General features: G+C 70.4%; 16 protein-coding genes. 14 read left to right on the plus strand and 2 right to left on the minus strand.

The genetic code is table 11. From position 1 onward, the window contains the following. The first annotated feature begins 105 nt into the window (after positions 1–105). The 12 genes from ACIRO3_RS12795 (at position 106) to ACIRO3_RS12850 (ending at position 10065) form a co-directional block, all read left to right on the plus strand. A complete protein-coding gene (locus ACIRO3_RS12795; protein ID WP_404136281.1) occupies positions 106–1095 on the plus strand; it encodes a substrate-binding domain-containing protein in 990 nt (329 codons plus the stop codon). Continuing rightward, positions 1092–2123, plus strand: coding sequence for an ABC transporter permease (locus tag ACIRO3_RS12800; RefSeq protein WP_361772747.1), 1032 nt, complete (start codon positions 1092–1094; stop codon positions 2121–2123). The genes ACIRO3_RS12795 and ACIRO3_RS12800 overlap by 4 nt, the downstream gene beginning before the upstream one ends. Then, complete coding sequence (locus ACIRO3_RS12805; protein ID WP_361772744.1) at positions 2123–3013, plus strand: ATP-binding cassette domain-containing protein; 891 nt, start codon at positions 2123–2125, stop codon at positions 3011–3013. Before ACIRO3_RS12800 ends, ACIRO3_RS12805 begins: the two co-directional genes overlap by 1 nt. Next, positions 3010–4176: an ROK family glucokinase gene (locus tag ACIRO3_RS12810; RefSeq protein WP_361772741.1), complete on the plus strand. Its 1167-nt coding sequence runs from the start codon at positions 3010–3012 to the stop codon at positions 4174–4176. The genes ACIRO3_RS12805 and ACIRO3_RS12810 overlap by 4 nt, the downstream gene beginning before the upstream one ends. Then, the gene (locus ACIRO3_RS12815) at positions 4173–4763 is read left to right on the plus strand and encodes a hypothetical protein (RefSeq protein ID WP_404135554.1); all 591 of its coding nucleotides are present in this window, start codon (positions 4173–4175) and stop codon (positions 4761–4763) included. The genes ACIRO3_RS12810 and ACIRO3_RS12815 overlap by 4 nt, the downstream gene beginning before the upstream one ends. A 39-nt stretch (positions 4764–4802) precedes the next feature. Further along, complete coding sequence (locus tag ACIRO3_RS12820; protein ID WP_361772735.1) at positions 4803–5435, plus strand: MBL fold metallo-hydrolase; 633 nt, start codon at positions 4803–4805, stop codon at positions 5433–5435. Positions 5436–5465: 30 nt separating this feature from the next. Beyond that, positions 5466–6245 (plus strand): exodeoxyribonuclease III, encoded by a 780-nt coding sequence (locus tag ACIRO3_RS12825; protein ID WP_404135557.1) that lies wholly within the window; start codon positions 5466–5468, stop codon positions 6243–6245. 51 nt (positions 6246–6296) lie between these two features. Beyond that, complete coding sequence (locus ACIRO3_RS12830; protein ID WP_361772729.1) at positions 6297–6737, plus strand: DUF6278 family protein; 441 nt, start codon at positions 6297–6299, stop codon at positions 6735–6737. A gap of 107 nt (positions 6738–6844) precedes the next feature. Beyond that, on the plus strand, positions 6845–7588 hold the full coding sequence (locus ACIRO3_RS12835; protein ID WP_404135561.1) for an amino acid ABC transporter ATP-binding protein: 744 nt from the start codon (positions 6845–6847) through the stop codon (positions 7586–7588). An 11-nt stretch (positions 7589–7599) separates the two neighbouring features. Next, complete coding sequence (locus tag ACIRO3_RS12840) at positions 7600–8520, plus strand: glutamate ABC transporter substrate-binding protein (RefSeq protein ID WP_404135564.1); 921 nt, start codon at positions 7600–7602, stop codon at positions 8518–8520. 19 nt (positions 8521–8539) lie between these two features. Beyond that, a complete protein-coding gene (locus ACIRO3_RS12845; RefSeq protein WP_361772723.1) occupies positions 8540–9184 on the plus strand; it encodes an amino acid ABC transporter permease in 645 nt (214 codons plus the stop codon). Beyond that, entirely contained in the window at positions 9181–10065 is an 885-nt protein-coding gene (locus ACIRO3_RS12850) for an amino acid ABC transporter permease (RefSeq protein WP_404135568.1), read from the plus strand. The genes ACIRO3_RS12845 and ACIRO3_RS12850 overlap by 4 nt, the downstream gene beginning before the upstream one ends. A gap of 46 nt (positions 10066–10111) precedes the next feature. On the opposite strand, the gene ACIRO3_RS12855 is transcribed toward ACIRO3_RS12850, so the two are convergent. After that, the gene (locus ACIRO3_RS12855; protein WP_404135571.1) at positions 10112–11710 is read right to left on the minus strand and encodes a CocE/NonD family hydrolase; all 1599 of its coding nucleotides are present in this window, start codon (positions 11708–11710) and stop codon (positions 10112–10114) included. A 144-nt stretch (positions 11711–11854) separates the two neighbouring features. Next, positions 11855–13099 carry an Ig-like domain-containing protein gene (locus ACIRO3_RS12860; RefSeq protein ID WP_404135574.1) on the minus strand — a complete coding sequence of 415 codons (1245 nt, stop codon included), beginning with the start codon at positions 13097–13099 and terminating at the stop codon, positions 11855–11857. 478 nt (positions 13100–13577) lie between these two features. On the opposite strand from ACIRO3_RS12860, the gene murJ reads away from it, so the two are divergent. Together murJ and ACIRO3_RS12870 are read left to right on the plus strand one after the other, a co-directional pair. Then, entirely contained in the window at positions 13578–15251 is a 1674-nt protein-coding gene (gene murJ / locus ACIRO3_RS12865) for a murein biosynthesis integral membrane protein MurJ (protein WP_404135577.1), read from the plus strand. Positions 15252–15289: 38 nt separating this feature from the next. Next, the gene (locus ACIRO3_RS12870; RefSeq protein ID WP_404135580.1) at positions 15290–15973 is read left to right on the plus strand and encodes a response regulator; all 684 of its coding nucleotides are present in this window, start codon (positions 15290–15292) and stop codon (positions 15971–15973) included. Position 15974 lies beyond the last annotated feature (1 nt).

A 15974-nucleotide genomic window follows, 5' to 3' on the forward strand; every position in this document is an offset into this window, starting at 1 on the left:
ACCGGAATGGACCGCTTTCACATCGATCCGCTTCGACCATTCGGGAAACGCACGACAAGGGAAGGGCGCGGCGACGTGGCTAGGGTTCGGACAGGGGTGCGCGTCGTGGGCGCCGTGCTCGCGGCGGTACTGGGTGCCTCCCTCGCGGGGTGCAGCAGTACGGGCGGCAAACGAGCCGAGGAACGGGCGAAGGCCGCCGAAGCCGGCCGGCCCGCGGTCTCCACCCCGCGCTGGACCTTCGCGATGGTCACCCACGCGGGAGACGGCGACACCTTCTGGGACATCGTGCAGAAGGGTGCCAAGGAGGCCGCGGCGAAGGACAACATCAACTTCGTCTACGCCCACGACGACCAGGCCCAGCAGCAGGCACAGTTCGTGCAGAACGCCATCGACCAGAAGGTCGACGGGCTCATCGTGAGCCTGGCCAAGCCCGAGGCCCTCAAGGACGTCATCGCCAAGGCCGTGAAGGCCGGCATCCCGGTCGTCACGGTCAACTCCGGATCCGCCCAGTCCGCCGAGTACGGGGCCCTGACCCACATCGGCCAGGACGAGGAGATCGCCGGCGAGGCGGTCGGCACCGAGCTCGGCAAGCGCGGGAAGAAGAAGGCCGTCTGCGTCCTGCACGAACAGGGCAACGTCGGCCACGAGCAGCGCTGCGCCGGGGCGAAGAAGACGTTCGGCGCGTCCGGCGGGGTCATGGAGAACCTCTACGTCGAGGGCACCAACATGCCCTCCGTCCAGGCGTCCCTCCAGGCGAAGCTCCAGGCCGACCCCTCCGTCGACGCGATCGTGACCCTGGGCGCGCCCTTCGCCCCCACCGCCGTCAAGGCGAAGGACGCGGCGGGCAGCGAGGCCGAGGTGGACACCTTCGACCTCAATGTGTCGGTGGCGCGGGACCTCACGTCGGGCGCCCTCGGCTTCGCCGTCGACCAGCAGCCCTACCTCCAGGGGTACGAGGCCGTCGACCTGCTCTGGCTCAACCGCTACAACGCGGACGTCCTCGGCGGCGGCCGCCCGGTCCTGACCGGCCCGCAGATCGTCACCGGCGCGCAGGCGGCGGAGCTGGAGAAGTACATCAAGCGGGGCACCCGATGAGCGCGTCCGCGACGGTCGACGAGCGGTTGGCCCCCACCTCGCTCGTACGCCGTCTGCTGGGCCGCCCCGAGCTGGGCGCGGTCGTCGGCGCGGTCGCCGTCTTCGTGTTTTTCTCCTTCGCCGCCGACAGCTTCCTGCGGGCCTCCAGCCTGAGCACGGTCCTGTACTCGGCCTCCACCATCGGGATCATGGCGGTGCCGGTGGCCCTGCTGATGATCGGCGGCGAGTTCGACCTGTCGGCCGGCGTCATGGTCACCACCTCGGCGCTGATCAGCTCGATGTTCAGCTACCAGATGACGGCGAACGTCTGGGTCGGCGTCCTGGTGTCCCTGGTGGTCACCCTCGCCATCGGCTTCTTCAACGGGTTCATGCTGACCCGCACCAAGCTGCCGAGCTTCATCATCACGCTCGGCACCTTCCTGATGCTGACCGGCCTGAACCTCGGCTTCACCAAGCTGATCAGCGGCTCGGTCTCCACCAAGACCATCGCCGACATGGAGGGCTTCTCCTCCGCCCGCGCCCTCTTCGCCTCGCAGTGGAACATCGGCTCGGTCACCCTCAAGGTCACCATCCTGTGGTGGCTGGCCCTGGTCGCCGTGGCCACCTGGATCCTGCTGCGCACCCGCGCCGGGAACTGGATCTTCGCGGTGGGCGGCGGCGCCGACGCGGCCCGCGCGACCGGTGTGCCGGTCGTGAAGACCCGTATCGGGCTCTACATGGGCGTCGCGCTCTGCGCCTGGATCTCCGGGCAGCACATCCTCTTCTCGTTCGACGTGGTGCAGTCGGGCGAGGGCGTCGGCAACGAGTTCCTGTACATCATCGCGGCCGTCATCGGTGGCTGTCTGATGACGGGCGGCTACGGCTCGGCCATCGGCTCGGCGGTCGGCGCCTTCATCTTCGGCATGACCAGCAACGGCATCGTGTACGCCCAGTGGAACCCGGACTGGTTCAAGTTCTTCCTCGGCGCGATGTTGCTGCTGGCCACGCTGCTCAACGCATGGGTGCGCAAGCGGGCGGAGGCGAAGTGATGACCGGGACCGGCACCGCGGCCAGGGCCGTGCCCGACGGGGCGACCGCCCTCGTCAGGCTGACCGACGTCAGCAAGTTCTACGGCAACATCAAGGCGCTCCAGGGGGTCTCCCTGGAGGTGTCCGCCGGCGAGATCACCTGTGTCCTCGGCGACAACGGCGCCGGCAAGTCCACCCTCATCAAGATCATCGCGGGGCTGCACCGGCACGACGCCGGCACCTTCGAGATCGAGGGCGAGGAGACCGTGCTGGCCAACCCCCGCGCGGCCCTCGACCGCGGCATCGCCACCGTCTACCAGGACCTCGCCGTGGTCCCGCTGATGCCCGTCTGGCGGAACTTCTTCCTCGGCTCCGAGCCCACCAGGGGCCGCGGCCCCTTCCGCCGCCTCGACGTGGACCTCATGCGCGAGACCACCCGGGCCGAGCTGCTCCGGATGGGCATCGACCTGCGGGACGTGGACCAGCCCATCGGCACCCTGTCCGGCGGTGAGCGGCAGTGCGTGGCGATCGCCCGCGCCGTGTACTTCGGCGCGAAGGTCCTCGTGCTGGACGAGCCCACCGCGGCCCTCGGCGTCAAGCAGTCCGGCGTCGTCCTCAAGTACGTCGCCGCCGCCCGCGACGCGGGCCTCGGGGTGGTGCTGATCACGCACAACCCGCACCACGCCCACCTGGTGGGGGACCGTTTCGTGCTCCTGAAGCGGGGCACCATGGCGGGCAGCCACACCCGCGACTCGATCACCCTGGACGAGCTCACCCGCCAGATGGCGGGCGGGTCCGAGCTCGACGAACTGAGCCACGAACTGGAGCGAGTGGCAGAATCGGGAGCGGACGGACCGTCCGACCCGACTCCCCCCACCAAGCGGACCACGAGGGACGACACGACTCGATGAGCACGTACCGGGACTTCTCGCTCGCCCATCGGGGGGCGGCGCGTGGCACCGTCCTGCGGACCGTCGGGACCCGTGAGCGCCGGTCGCTGCTGACCGCCCCGCGGGTGCCCACCGTCGGCATCGACATCGGCGGCACCAAGGTCATGGCCGGGGTGGTGGACGCGGACGGGGTCATCCTGGAGAAGATCCGTGCCGAGACCCCCGACAAGTCCAAGAGCCCCAAGGTCGTCGAGGACACCATCGTCGAGCTGGTCCTGGACCTCTCCGACCGGCACGACGTGCACGCCGTCGGCATCGGCGCGGCCGGCTGGGTGGACGCCGACCGCTCGCGCGTCCTGTTCGCGCCGCACCTCGCCTGGCGTGACGAGCCGCTGCGCGACGCCCTCCAGTCCCGGCTCGCGGTCCCCGTCATGGTCGACAACGATGCCAACACCGCGGCCTGGGCCGAGTGGCGCTTCGGCGCCGGACGCGGCGAGGACCACCTCGTCATGATCACGCTGGGCACCGGCATCGGGGGCGCCATCCTCGAAGGCGGCCAGGTCAAGCGGGGCCGCTACGGTGTCGCCGGCGAGTTCGGCCACATGCAGGTCGTCCCGGGCGGCCACCGCTGCCCCTGCGGCAACCGCGGCTGCTGGGAGCAGTACAGCTCCGGCAACGCCCTGGTCCGCGAGGCGCGCGAGCTGGCCGCGGCCGACTCCCCGGTCGCGTACAACATCATCGCCAAGGTCGGCGGCAACGTCCACGAGATCACCGGCCCGCTCATCACCGAGCTGGCCCGCGAGGGCGATGCGATGTGCATCGAGCTCCTCCAGGACATCGGCCAGTGGCTGGGCGTCGGCATCGCCAACCTCGCCGCCGCCCTCGACCCCTCCTGCTTCGTCATCGGCGGCGGCGTCAGCGCCGCCGACGACCTGCTCATCGGACCCGCCCGGGACGCCTTCCGGCGCCACCTCACCGGCCGCGGCTACCGCCCCGAGGCCCGGATCGCCAAGGCCCAGCTCGGCCCGGAGGCCGGCATGGTCGGCGCCGCCGACCTCGCCCGACTCGTCGCCCGCCGCTTCCGCCGGGCCACCCGCCGCCGCGTGGAGCGGTACGAGCGCTACGCACAGCTGGGCCGCCGCGACCTCGGCGGCGCCAAGGACCGGGAGCAGGAACAGCCGTGAACCCGCCCACCCTGCCCCACCAGGCTCCCGCCCCCGACGAGGAAGGCAGACCCCGACCCCCGGCCGAGGACCGCAGGCACGTGGTCCGACGCCGCTGGATCACCGCGATCATCATCGTGCTGCTGATCGGGGTCCCCGCGGGCTACCTCGCCGTGTCCGCCCAGCAGAGCCGCCAGAGCGGCCGCGACAAGGCCGCCAAGGTCGGCGCGGTCCACGTGCGCCCGGCCTGGCCCTCCAAGGTGCAGCGCAGCATCTACGAGGTGCCGATCCCGGACCAGGCCTCGGCCGTCGGCTACCTGGAGACCAACAACTGGCACACCAGCCGGCTCTACACCCAGTTCGCCCTCACCCCCGCGCAGTTGGACACCTTCCTGGCCGACGCGGGCACCAGCCGGGCCGCGTTGACCCGGGGCGTGTCGATCTCCGACCACGACGCCCGGATCGCGGGCTGGACCTGGAAACCGGACCACTCGTGGTACGGCGTCACCCTGGACGCCAAGGAACCGCGCCCCACCAGGGACATCACCGTAGACCTGAGCGATCCCGCGGCCCCCGGGGTGTACGTGGTCTCCACCGCCATCCCGTAGGCCCCACGACCGCGCGCCGACAGGGCCTAGCCTGGGATCATGAAGCTCACCAAGCGGCTCCACTCCTGCGTCCAGCTGGAGAAGGACGGGCGCGTGCTCGTCATCGACCCGGGCGCCTTCAGCGAACCCGACGCCGGCCTCGGGGCCGACGTCCTGCTGGTCACGCACGAGCACCCCGACCACTTCGAGGAGGGCCGGCTGCGCGCCGCCCTCGACGCGAACCCGGCCGCCGAGCTGTGGACCCTGCGCGGCGTCGCCGAGAAGCTGGCGCCCGCCTACCCCGGCCGGGTGCACACGGTGGGGCACGGGGACGCCTTCACCGCGGGCGGTTTCGAGGTGCGGGCCTACGGCGAGTGGCACGCCGTGATCCACCCGGACATCCCCCGGATCACCAATGTCGGCTTCCTGGTCGACGGTTCGCTCTTCCACCCCGGCGACGCGCTGACCGTGCCGGAGACTCCCGTGGACACCCTGATGCTCCCGGTGCACGCGCCCTGGAACAAGGTCTCCGAGGTGATCGACTACCTCCGCGAGGTCAAGCCGCGCCGGGCCATCGACATCCACGACGCCTACCTCGCCGACCTGGCCCGACCGATCTACGACCTCGCCCTGGACAACCTGGGCGGCACCGAGCACGGCAGGCTCACCGCCGGGGACGCCACGGACCTGTGACCGTCGGTGCCGGGCGGTAGGTTGGGTGGCATGCGTATCGCCACGTACAACGTCAATTCGATCACCGCCCGGCTGCCGCGCCTGCTGGCCTGGTTGGAGTCCTCCGGCACGGACGTCCTGTGTGTCCAGGAGACCAAGTGCTCCGCCGAGCAGTTCCCGTACGCGGAGCTCCGCGAGGCGGGTTACGAGGCCGCGGTCAACGCCACCGGCCGGTGGAACGGCGTGGCCCTGCTCTCCAAGGTCGGTCTCGACGACGTGGTGACCGGCCTGCCCGGCGGGCCCGACTACGAGGGCGTCCAGGAGCCCCGCGCCATCTCCGCCACCTGCGGCGGGGTGCGGGTCTGGTCGATCTACGTGCCGAACGGCCGCGAGGTCGAGCACGACCACTACGGCTACAAGCTGGACTGGTTCCGCGCCCTGGCCGCCGCCGTCGCCGAAGACGCGGCCGGCCCCCGCCCGTTCGCGGTGCTCGGCGACTTCAACGTGGCGCCGACCGACGAGGACGTGTACGACCCGGCGGTCTTCGCGGGGCTCACGCACGTCACCCCCGCGGAGCGCGCCGGCCTGGAGGCGCTGCGCGAGGCCGGCCTCTCGGACATCTTCCCGCGCGCCCTCAAGTACGACCGGCCGTACACGTTCTGGGACTACCGGATGCTCGCCTTCCCCAAGAACAGGGGCATGCGCATCGACCTGGCCTACGGCAACGCCCCCTTCGTCAAGGCCGTCACCGACGCGTACGTGGACCGCGAGGAGCGCAAGGGCAAGGGCGCGTCCGACCACGCCCCGGTCGTGGTGGACCTGGACCTCTGATCCCTGCGCGCCCTGTGGCCGGCGGCGGATCCGGGTGCCAGGCTGGTTCGCATGAACATCCCCTTCCTGGACAACTGGCTGAACCGGAACGAGAAGGAACAGGGTGCGGGACTCGCCGCCGCCCTCGCGGATGATCCCGAGGGCGTCGCCGAGTTGTTCTCCGAGTGCGAGATGCTGCGCGCCCAGGCCCGCTCGGCGGGGCTCGAACTCGACGGGAGCCCGGCCTCGTTGGAGGCGCTCGACCAGCTGATGCCACGCTGGCGACGGGACCCCGAGGCCGTGCCCTGGCTGGGCAACGACGCCGGCTTCTACCTCGGCACCGTGATCATCCGCAGCATGCCGGGCACCGTCTGGCAGGTGTGGCCGAACGGGCAGCCGGTGATCAGACTGGCCTCGGGCCGGGAGCTGAACGTGGTCGAGTCCGGGGTCTCCTGGGCGATGACCGGTTCCCCCGAGCTGTCCCAGGCGTACGCCGAGGCCTCGGAGGGCTGATCTCGGGCGCCTTTATGCGGCATTTAGGCGTGTCGAGGCGAAGTGCCCTTCCACGGCTGGATAGTTTGCGCTGACCTCGACACACCGACAAGTGGGCAGGGCAGCGTATGGCCGTCGATCCGTTGATCGAGCTGCGGGACGTCAACAAGCACTTCGGGCAGTTGCACGTGCTCCAAGACATCAACCTCACCGTCGGCCGCGGGGAGGTGGTGGTGATCATCGGCCCCTCCGGATCCGGTAAATCGACCCTGTGCCGGGCCATCAACCGCCTGGAGACCATCGAGTCCGGGGCGATCACGCTCGACGGGAAGCCACTGCCGGCCGAGGGCAAGGATCTGGCGGGACTGCGCGCCGAGGTGGGCATGGTCTTCCAGTCCTTCAACCTCTTCGCGCACAAGACCGTCCTCGCCAACGTGTCGCTCGCGCAGGTCAAGGTCAGGAAGCGCAAGCGGGACGAGGCCGACAAGCGCTCCCGTGAGCTGCTGGACCGGGTGGGCCTCGCCGACCAGGCCGAGAAGTACCCCGCCCAGCTCTCCGGCGGCCAGCAACAACGCGTGGCCATCGCCCGGGCCCTCGCCATGAGCCCCAAGGCACTGCTCTTCGACGAGCCCACGTCGGCGCTCGACCCGGAGATGATCAACGAGGTGCTGGAGGTCATGCAGCAGCTGGCCTCGGAGGGCATGACCATGGTCGTGGTCACCCACGAGATGGGCTTCGCCCGCTCCGCGGCCAACCGCGTGGTGTTCATGGCGGACGGAAAGATCATCGAGGACCGCACCCCGGAGGACTTCTTCACCGCTCCCGAGAGCGACCGGGCCCGGGACTTCCTCTCCAAGATCCTCAAGCACTGAGGGGCCGGCCCGTGAAGCTCTCCCGACGTTCCCGCCTGCCCGCGGTCGTCCTCGCCCTCGCCCTGCTCGGAGCCGCGGTCGGCTGCGGCAAGTCCGGCAGCCCCCCGGTCAAGGGGCCCCAACCGGAGGACCTGCCCACCTACAAGGTCGCCGCCGACTTCACGCTGCCGCAGTCCCCGACCTGGAATCGGGCCAAGAAGCGCGGCCACCTCGTCGTCGGCGCCAAGGAGGACCAGCCGTACATGGGGGAGAAGGACCCCGCCAGTGGACGCTACTCCGGCTTCGACATCGAGATCGCCAAGATGATGTCCGCCTCGCTCGGCTTCGACCCCAAGACGATCGAGTTCAAGACGATCGCCTCCGCCAACCGCGAGACCGCCCTGCAGAACGGGCAGATCGACTACTACGTCGGCACCTACACGATCAACGACAACCGCAAGAAGCAGGTCGGGTTCGCCGGCCCCTACTTCATGGCCGGCCAGTCCCTCCTCGTGCGCAAGGACGAGAAGGACATCAAGGGACCCCAGGACCTCGCGGGCAAGAAGGTCTGCTCCGCGGCGGGCTCCACCCCCTACCAGCGCCTCCAGAAGGAGCACCCCGAGGCCGTGCTGGTCGCCTACGACACCTACTCCGTCTGCGTGGACAACCTGCTCACCTACCAGGTCGACGCCGTCTCCACCGACGACTCGATCCTCCTCGGCTACGCCGCCAAGGTCCCCGAGGAACTGAAGGTCGTCGGCGAACCCTTCTCCAAGGAGCCCTACGGGATCGGCGTCCCGCGCGGCGACAACGCCCTGCGCTTCGCCCTCGACGACGCCCTGGCGGAGAACGAGAAGAACGGCAACTGGAAGAAGGCCTACGAGGCCACGCTCGGCCTGTCCGGCGAGCCCGCCCCGACACCACCGCCCATCGACCGCTACCCGGCGAGCTGAGAGGAGCCGAGCCACCTCCATGGACGTGCTCACCGAGAACTTCGCGATCTACGGCAAGGGTTTCCTCGGGACCCTGCAACTCACCGTCTACGCCTCCCTCCTGGCCCTGGTCCTGGGCTTCGTGATGTGTTCCTTCCGGGTCGCCCCCGTCGGATCCTTCCGGGTCTTCGGCACGGTCTGGGTCACCGTGTTGCGCAACACCCCGCTCACCCTGCTGTTCTTCGCGGTGCTGCTGGGCCTGCCGCGCTTCGGCATCGTCCTGCCCTTCCAGCTCTTCGCGGTCCTGGCGCTCGGCTGCTACACCTCCGCGTTCATCTGCGAGGTGCTGCGCTCCGGCATCAACACCGTGCCCAAGGGGCAGGGCGAGGCGGCCCGGAGCCTGGGCATGTCCTTCGACCAGACCCTCGGCACGGTGGTGCTGCCGCAGGCCTTCCGCTCCGTGATCCCGCCCATCGGCTCCACGCTGATCGCCCTCGCCAAGAACTCGGCGATCGCCGGCGCCTTCAGCGTCAACGAGCTGCTGGGCACCTACAAGACCCTCAACGAGCTGGGCTACAGCATCATCTGGACCTTCGTCTGGATCGCCGTCGGCTACCTGATCATCACCCTGTCCATCAGCGCGCTCTTCCACGTGCTCGAAAAGCGGTTCGGAGTCGCCCGATGACCGCGCACGCGCTCCACGGGGACCTGGAGTCCAGCGCCCTGTACGACCTCCCCGGCCCCCGGGCCCGGCGCCGGCACTTCCTCTACGGGATCGTCTCCACGGCGCTGATCCTCCTGGTGCTGGCCTGGATCCTCTACCTGCTCTTCGACACCGACCAGTTCACCGCCGCCAAGTGGACCCCCTTCGAGTACAAGGGCATCCAGGAGCTGCTGCTCAGGGGGCTCGGCAACACCCTGAAGGCCTTCGCGTACGCCTCCGTGCTCTCGCTCGCGCTGGGCGCGGTGCTCGCCACCGGACGGCTGTCGATCCACCGCCCGGTGCGCTGGCTCGCCACGCTGTGCGTGGAGTTCTTCCGGGCGATGCCCGTCCTGGTGATGATCTTCTTCATCTTCGTCGCGCTGAAGGTCCAGCCGCTGCCGGCGCTGGTGGCGGGGCTGACCCTCTACAACGGCTCGGTGTTGGCGGAGGTCTTCCGCACGGGGATCAACTCCGTCGAGAAGGGCCAGCGCGAGGCCGCGTACGCCCTGGGCATGCGCAAGACCCAGGTGATGACATTCGTCCTGGCCCCGCAGGCGGTCCGGGCGATGCTGCCGACGATCATCAGCCAGCTCGTGGTGGCCCTGAAGGACACCTCGCTCGGATACCTGATCACGTACGAGGAGTTCCTGCACGCGGGCAAACTCATCGCCTCGAACCTGGACTACGACCTGCCGTTCATTCCGGTGGTCATGATCATCTCTCCCGTCTACATCGGCATGTGCATGCTGCTGTCCTGGTTCGCCACCTGGGTGGCGCGACGGCAGCGGCGCAATCCGAAGACCGAGGCGGTCACCGTCGCCCCGGCCGAACCGGGAACGGCGCTGCCGGGCGGACGCACGTAGTCCGCCCGCGGCCCCGAAGGGCCAACCCGCCCGGCGGCAGCCGCGGTCACTGCTCGCGCAGCGGCACCGAGACGTACGAGGGATCGGTGCGCGGCGAGGAGAAGGTCAGCTGCGCGCCGGTGGGGTTGTGCTCGATGTAGAGCGGGTCGACGGTGTCCACGACGAGGGCGAGTCGGTGGCCGGCCGGGACGTCGTAGGCGGTGGAGAAGAGGTCGAGGTCCACCCCGAAGGCCTGGTTCGGCGTCTTGCCGTGGAAGGTGTACGGCGCGTTGGCGACCAGCTTGCCGAGGCCGAGCGGGCCCACGTCGTAGAGGTACGCGACGAAGGTGCCGTCCGCCTTGGTGGGCGTGACCGTGGTGTGCACCCTGACCGTGCCGCGGACCCGCCGGACCTCGTCGTGGCGCTCCGACTGCCAGACGGCCGCGAAGGTGCGGGGCAGGAGCGGGATGGAGGCGACCGGGGGCGCCTTGACGAACTGGTCGAGGATGCTGGAGAGAAACAGGGTGCCGCCGTTGGCGCCGGAGTCGACGTTGGCGAACACGTGCTCGCTGTCAAAGAGCGCGAGCCGTTCGGTCCCGCCCGAGCCGACCGACTTCCAGTCGGCGTACCCTTCGTACCCGTCGGCGCTGCGGGACTTGATCTGCACCGGCGCCTCGGAGTCCACGCCGTTGCGCTCGCCCTTGAGGTAGTGGTCGAACCAGCGGTGGGCGTTGGTCCAGGTGTCGTTGGGCAGCCCGAGCAGGCCGGTGGCCTCGGCGGTGGCGTGGTCGCCGGGGCGGAACTCCAGGCGCTTGGGGCCGGTCAGCTTCTCGAAGAAGTCCGCGTACTGGTTGGGCGGGAAGATGGTGTCCCCCCAGGCGTTGCCCAGCATGATCGCGGCGCCGTTGGCGTTGATCCGGTCCACCTCGTAGGCGGCGGAGCGCTTCTTGCCCCAGTCGATCATCTGCTGCTCGCGGTCCAGCCGGGAGCCGAGGAAGTCGTCCAGGATCTGCTGGAGCTCGGGACCGGGACGGCCGGTGATCCGGCCCGCGACGCCGAGCATCCCGGCCGCCTGGCGGTGCTGGGTGCGGCCGGAGTAGATCGACTCGATGAGGTCGGCCCAGCCGCTGAGCGCGACCACGGCCTTGATCCGGGGGTCGCGGGCCGAGGCCAGCAGGCTGATGCCCGCGCCGTAGGAGACCCCGCCGAGGCCGACGCGCGCGGGGTCGGCGGGGGTGTTGGCGAGGGCCCAGTCGATGACGGCGGAGACGTCCGCGGTGTCGGCCGGGCCGGCCGTCTCGATCTGCCCGCCGGAGAGCCAGAAGCCGCGGGAGGTGTAACTGACCACGACGTAGCCGGAGTCGGCGAGCCGCTTGGCCTGGGCGGCGTACTCGATCTGCGGCAGGCCCCAACTGGTGGGCAGCACGATCAGCGGGTACCTCGCGCCGGCCCCGGCCCCCGCGGGGGTGAAGACGTTGCCCTTGAGCGTGATGCCGCCGGAGCCGGGGATGTCGTGGAAGCGCAGGTCCGACGAGGCGTCGGAGACGGCGGCGGACCCGGTGGCGGGCGCCGCCTGGGCCTGGTGGGGGGCCAGGCCCAGGGCGGTCGCGGCGAGCACGGCCGCCACGGTCGCCGCGGCCGCTGCGGTGCTGGTGGTGCGGACCATCTGTCGCTCCTCGCGTGCGCCGGTGTCAAAGTGACCCGACGGTAACGGGAGGGGCTTACCGTAGGTAACCCGTGAGTAAGTTACGTACGGGTAACGATTGACTGAAGTTCAACGCACGGGCCCGCGGCGGAGTGTGCCGCGGGGTCAGCCGTTCTGCGGCGCGCCGTTCAGCGCGCTCTTGGCCTTCCACTCGTCCCAGGACAGGTTCCACTCGCCGTAGCCGTTGCCGAGGTCCGCGCGCCCCTTGGAGCCGCTGCCCACGACCTCGAAGGGATCGCCGACCTGCACCTGCTCGTAGAACGCCGCCGCGTTGGCGTCGCTCATGCCCACGCAACCGGAACTGGTGTTGGCGTTGCCGAAGTTGGCGCTGTTCCACGGGGCCGCGTGCGCGTACATGCCCGACCAGGTCAACCGCATCGAGTAGTCGACCATCTTGTCGTAGGAGTCGCCCAGGCCCACCGTCTGGGAGTCCATCCGGATGGTGCCCTCCTTCGCCATCAGCACCATGGTCCCGGACCAGGAGGCCTTCTGGCCGCCCGGGGTGCCGGCCGAGATCGGAATCGTCCTCACGACCTGGCCGTCCTCGGTGACCGACATCTTCCGGGTGTCGAGATCCACCTTCATCCGACGATCCTTGCCGATCTTGAACTCGGTGGAGTAGTCCTTGGCGAACAGTCCGCCGCCCGTTCCGGAGTCGACGCCGTTCAGGTTCATCTCGACCTTCACCGCGGTGCCGGACTTCCAGAACTCCTTCGGGCGCCAGTCCACCCGGTCATTTCCGGAATAGTCCTTGAACCAACCCCAGGACCCCTCGGTGTCGTTCGACGTGGTCACCTTCAGGTGCTTCTCCACCTCGGCCTTGTTCTTCACCGGGTTGTCGAACACGATCGAGACGGGCTGCGCCACACCGACGACCGGGGTGACCCTGCCCGGATTGATCGTCACCTTGTTCACCTTGTCGGCGGCGGCCGTCTTGAAACGGGCCTCCGCGCTCCGGCTCTCGGCGTTCTGCGCCTCGACCCGGTACTCCGTCCCCGGCGAGGCGTTGCGCTCCGACGTCCAGGTCCTGCCGTCGGCGGCTATCCGCCCGGCCAGCTCACCGCCCTTGCCGTCCGTCACCTTCACCCGGGCGAGCCTGCCGTCCGCGACGGTCACCGTGACCGGTTGGCCGGCCTTGACCTCGCCGCCCGTCAGGTTGACCGAGATCGCCATGGCGGCCTTCTCGTCCTTCCCCGCCTTGCCGTCGCCGGCCCCGGCGGAATCGGAGCCGCTCCCGCAGGCGGTCAGTGCGAGGGCCGCCAGTGCGGCGGCGCCGACCAGTGCGGCGGTTCGACCGCGCGCCCGCGTGAGATGACGGCGCGACAGGTCGATACGGCGTGTGCGGCTCAACGAAATACCCCTCCGAAGTAATGGTCGTCCGCAAAGAGAGAGTGCGCACGAGGGGCCCGGGTTGCGGACGGGGCGGAAAAGATCGGCTTCGGGGCTGTGACATGGACCGCAGTGAATCCGGCAACCGAATGCCGGCCCCCGGGCGACCCCGCGCGAAGAAATGCGCGGACGTCTTCCCACTGACGCACGAAAGGACTTCCGGCCCCCGGGTCAGGGACCCACGGCACTGTCGGACGGCGAATTCGACGTCGATGCGACGGCCCGATTCCCCGGCGAATCCGCGGCGCCCGCGCCCCCTTCGCCCCCCTCGCCGCAGCCACCGGTCACCACGTGCGCGGGGTACCCTCCCCCCTCGACCCGACGAACACGCGTTCACCGCCGGTCGGATCGCCGAAGAACCAGGCAAGCGGGAGAGACCCTTGAACGGACACCACAGCACCGCGCGCGACCGGGCCCCCGCGGCCCCCCGCACCCACCGGTGACCGCCCCCACCGAGACCAGGCCGGCACCCGGCGGCGCCCCGGCGGCGCCCGCCGGGAGCTCCGTGCTGCGCAGCGGCGCCCTGATGGCCGCCGGGTCGATCGTCTCGCGCGCCACCGGCTTCGTCCGCTCCGCCGTGGTCGTCGCCGCGCTCGGGACCCACTTCCTCGGTGACGGCTACGCCGTCGCCAACACCATCCCCAACATCGTGTACATCCTGCTGATCGGCGGCGCCCTCAACGCCGTCTTCGTACCCGAGCTGATCAAGGCGGCCAACCGCCACGGGGACGGCGGCGTCGCCTACACGGACCGCCTGCTGACCGTCTGCGTCCTCGCGCTGCTCGTGCTCACCGCCGTCGCGGTGCTCGCCACACCGTGGATCGTCCGGGCCTACGCACCCGCCGGCTACAGCGCCGCCGAGTTGGACACCACCGTGGCCCTGGCCCGGTTCTGCCTCCCGCAGATCCTCTTCTACGGACTGTTCACCCTGCTCGGCCAGGTACTGAACGCCCGGGGCCGGTTCGGGGCGATGATGTGGACCCCGATCCTCAACAACCTCGTCCTCAGCGCCGTCTTCGGATTCCACCTGTACGTGTCCGTCGGCGGCGACGAGGTGCTGAGCGCGTCCGAGACCAGACTCCTGGGCATCGGCACCACCGCCGGCATCGTCGTCCAGGCCCTCGCCCTGATCCCGTCCCTGCGCGCGGCCGGCTTCCGCTGGCGGCCCCGCTTCGACTGGCGCGGCAGCGGCCTCACCCGCCCGCTGCGCAACGCGGGCTGGCTCGTCGCCCTGGTCCTCACCAACCAGTTCGCCTACTGGGTCGTCACCCTGCTCTCCACCACCGCCGGCCAACTGGCCGACGACTCCGGGGTCGCGGGCGGCGCCGGATACGTCGCCTACAGCAACGCCTACCAACTGTGGGTGGTCCCGCAGGGCATCGTCACCGTCTCGCTGGTCACCGCCCTGATGCCCCGGATGAGCGCCTCGGCCTCCGACGGGGACCACGCCGCCGTCCGCCGCGACGTCTCGTACGCACTGCGCTCCAGCGCCGCCCTCGTCGTGCCCGCCGCCGCGGTCTTCGCCGCCCTGGCCCCCTGGGTGACGGCGAGCGTCCTCCAGTACGGGCAGGTGGGGCCCGCCGACAGCGAGGTCATCGCCGGCATCCTCATGGCCTTCGCACCCGGCCTGGTCGCCTTCTCCGCCCAGTACGTGCTCGCCCGCGGTTTCTACGCGCTCTCCGACACCCGCACCCCGTTCTTCCTGAACCTGGTCATCGTCGTGCTCACCGCGTCCCTGGCGTACACCGCCCACGCCCTGCTCCCGCCCCGCTGGGTCGTCACCGGCATCGCCGGCGCCACCTCGATCGCCTACCTGGCGGGCGCCGCGGTCACCGCGTACGCCCTCGCCCGACGGCTGGGCCCGCGCACGCACACCCCCGCCGGCGTCGGCGCCACGGCGCTGCGCACCCACCTGCGGCTGCTCCTGGCCTGCGCGCCGGCGGCGGCCGCCGGATACGCGGCGGCCGTGGCGTGTGACGGGTTCGGCAGATTCGCCGCCGTCGGAGCGGGAACCGCCGCGATCGCCCTGGTCGTCATCCTCCTCGCAAGGCCACTGCGCCTCACGGAGATCACCGACCTGTCGGCCTCCCTGCGCCGGAGAACGGGCCGGTAGGGGAGGAAGGCACCCGAACCGCACGGGATACTGACCGGATGCCACGCGTACTGCTGATCGAGGACGACCCCTCCATCCGGGAAGGGGTCGCCCTCGGCCTGCGCCGCCGAGGCCACGAGGTGAGCACCGCCGAGACCGGCGAGGACGGCCTCGCCCTGATGGGCGGCTTCCGGCCCGAACTGGTGCTGCTCGACCTCATGCTGCCCGGCATCAACGGCGTCCAGGTCTGCCGCCGCATCCGCGAGACCAGCCAGGTCCCCGTCATCATGCTCACCGCGCGCGGCGACGACTTCGACATCGTCGTCGGCCTGGAGGCGGGCGCCGACGACTACGTCGTCAAACCCGTCCGCACCGAGATCATCGAAGCCCGGGTCAGGGCCGTGTTGCGGCGCCTCGTCGCCCCGACCGACGGCCGCGCCGGCATCGAGCGGCACGGCGAGCTCGCCGTCGACCGCGCGGGTCTGACCGTCGCGAAGAACGGCGCGCACGTCCCGCTGGCCCCCAGCGAACTCAAACTGCTGCTGCACCTCTCGGCCACGCCCGCGCAGGTCTTCTCCCGCCGGCAACTGCTGGAGTACGTGTGGGAGCACAGCTACCACGGCGACGCCCGCCTCGTCGACGCCTGCGTCCGACGCCTGCGCCACAAGATCGAGGACCCCGACGCCGGTCCCCGTTACATACAGACCGTGCGGGGCTTCGGCTACCGTTTCGGCCCCCTCTAGG

It is taken from the genome of Streptomyces sp. NPDC102278, from assembly GCF_044766345.1.
GTDB lineage: Bacteria > Actinomycetota > Actinomycetes > Streptomycetales > Streptomycetaceae > Streptomyces.

What these genes read in the sequence shown, in the direction of transcription:
- ACIRO3_RS12870 (WP_404135580.1), top strand. Translation starts at nt 15,290, where the DNA reads ATGCCACGCGTACTGCTGATCGAGGACGACCCCTCCATCCGGGAAGGG.
- ACIRO3_RS12800 (WP_361772747.1), top strand. Translation starts at nt 1,092, where the DNA reads ATGAGCGCGTCCGCGACGGTCGACGAGCGGTTGGCCCCCACCTCGCTC.
- ACIRO3_RS12835 (WP_404135561.1), top strand. Translation starts at nt 6,845, where the DNA reads ATGGCCGTCGATCCGTTGATCGAGCTGCGGGACGTCAACAAGCACTTC.
- ACIRO3_RS12845 (WP_361772723.1), top strand. Translation starts at nt 8,540, where the DNA reads ATGGACGTGCTCACCGAGAACTTCGCGATCTACGGCAAGGGTTTCCTC.
- ACIRO3_RS12810 (WP_361772741.1), top strand. Translation starts at nt 3,010, where the DNA reads ATGAGCACGTACCGGGACTTCTCGCTCGCCCATCGGGGGGCGGCGCGT.
- ACIRO3_RS12855 (WP_404135571.1), bottom strand. Translation starts at nt 11,710, where the DNA reads ATGGTCCGCACCACCAGCACCGCAGCGGCCGCGGCGACCGTGGCGGCC.
- ACIRO3_RS12805 (WP_361772744.1), top strand. Translation starts at nt 2,123, where the DNA reads ATGACCGGGACCGGCACCGCGGCCAGGGCCGTGCCCGACGGGGCGACC.
- ACIRO3_RS12850 (WP_404135568.1), top strand. Translation starts at nt 9,181, where the DNA reads ATGACCGCGCACGCGCTCCACGGGGACCTGGAGTCCAGCGCCCTGTAC.
- ACIRO3_RS12825 (WP_404135557.1), top strand. Translation starts at nt 5,466, where the DNA reads ATGCGTATCGCCACGTACAACGTCAATTCGATCACCGCCCGGCTGCCG.
- ACIRO3_RS12820 (WP_361772735.1), top strand. Translation starts at nt 4,803, where the DNA reads ATGAAGCTCACCAAGCGGCTCCACTCCTGCGTCCAGCTGGAGAAGGAC.
- ACIRO3_RS12830 (WP_361772729.1), top strand. Translation starts at nt 6,297, where the DNA reads ATGAACATCCCCTTCCTGGACAACTGGCTGAACCGGAACGAGAAGGAA.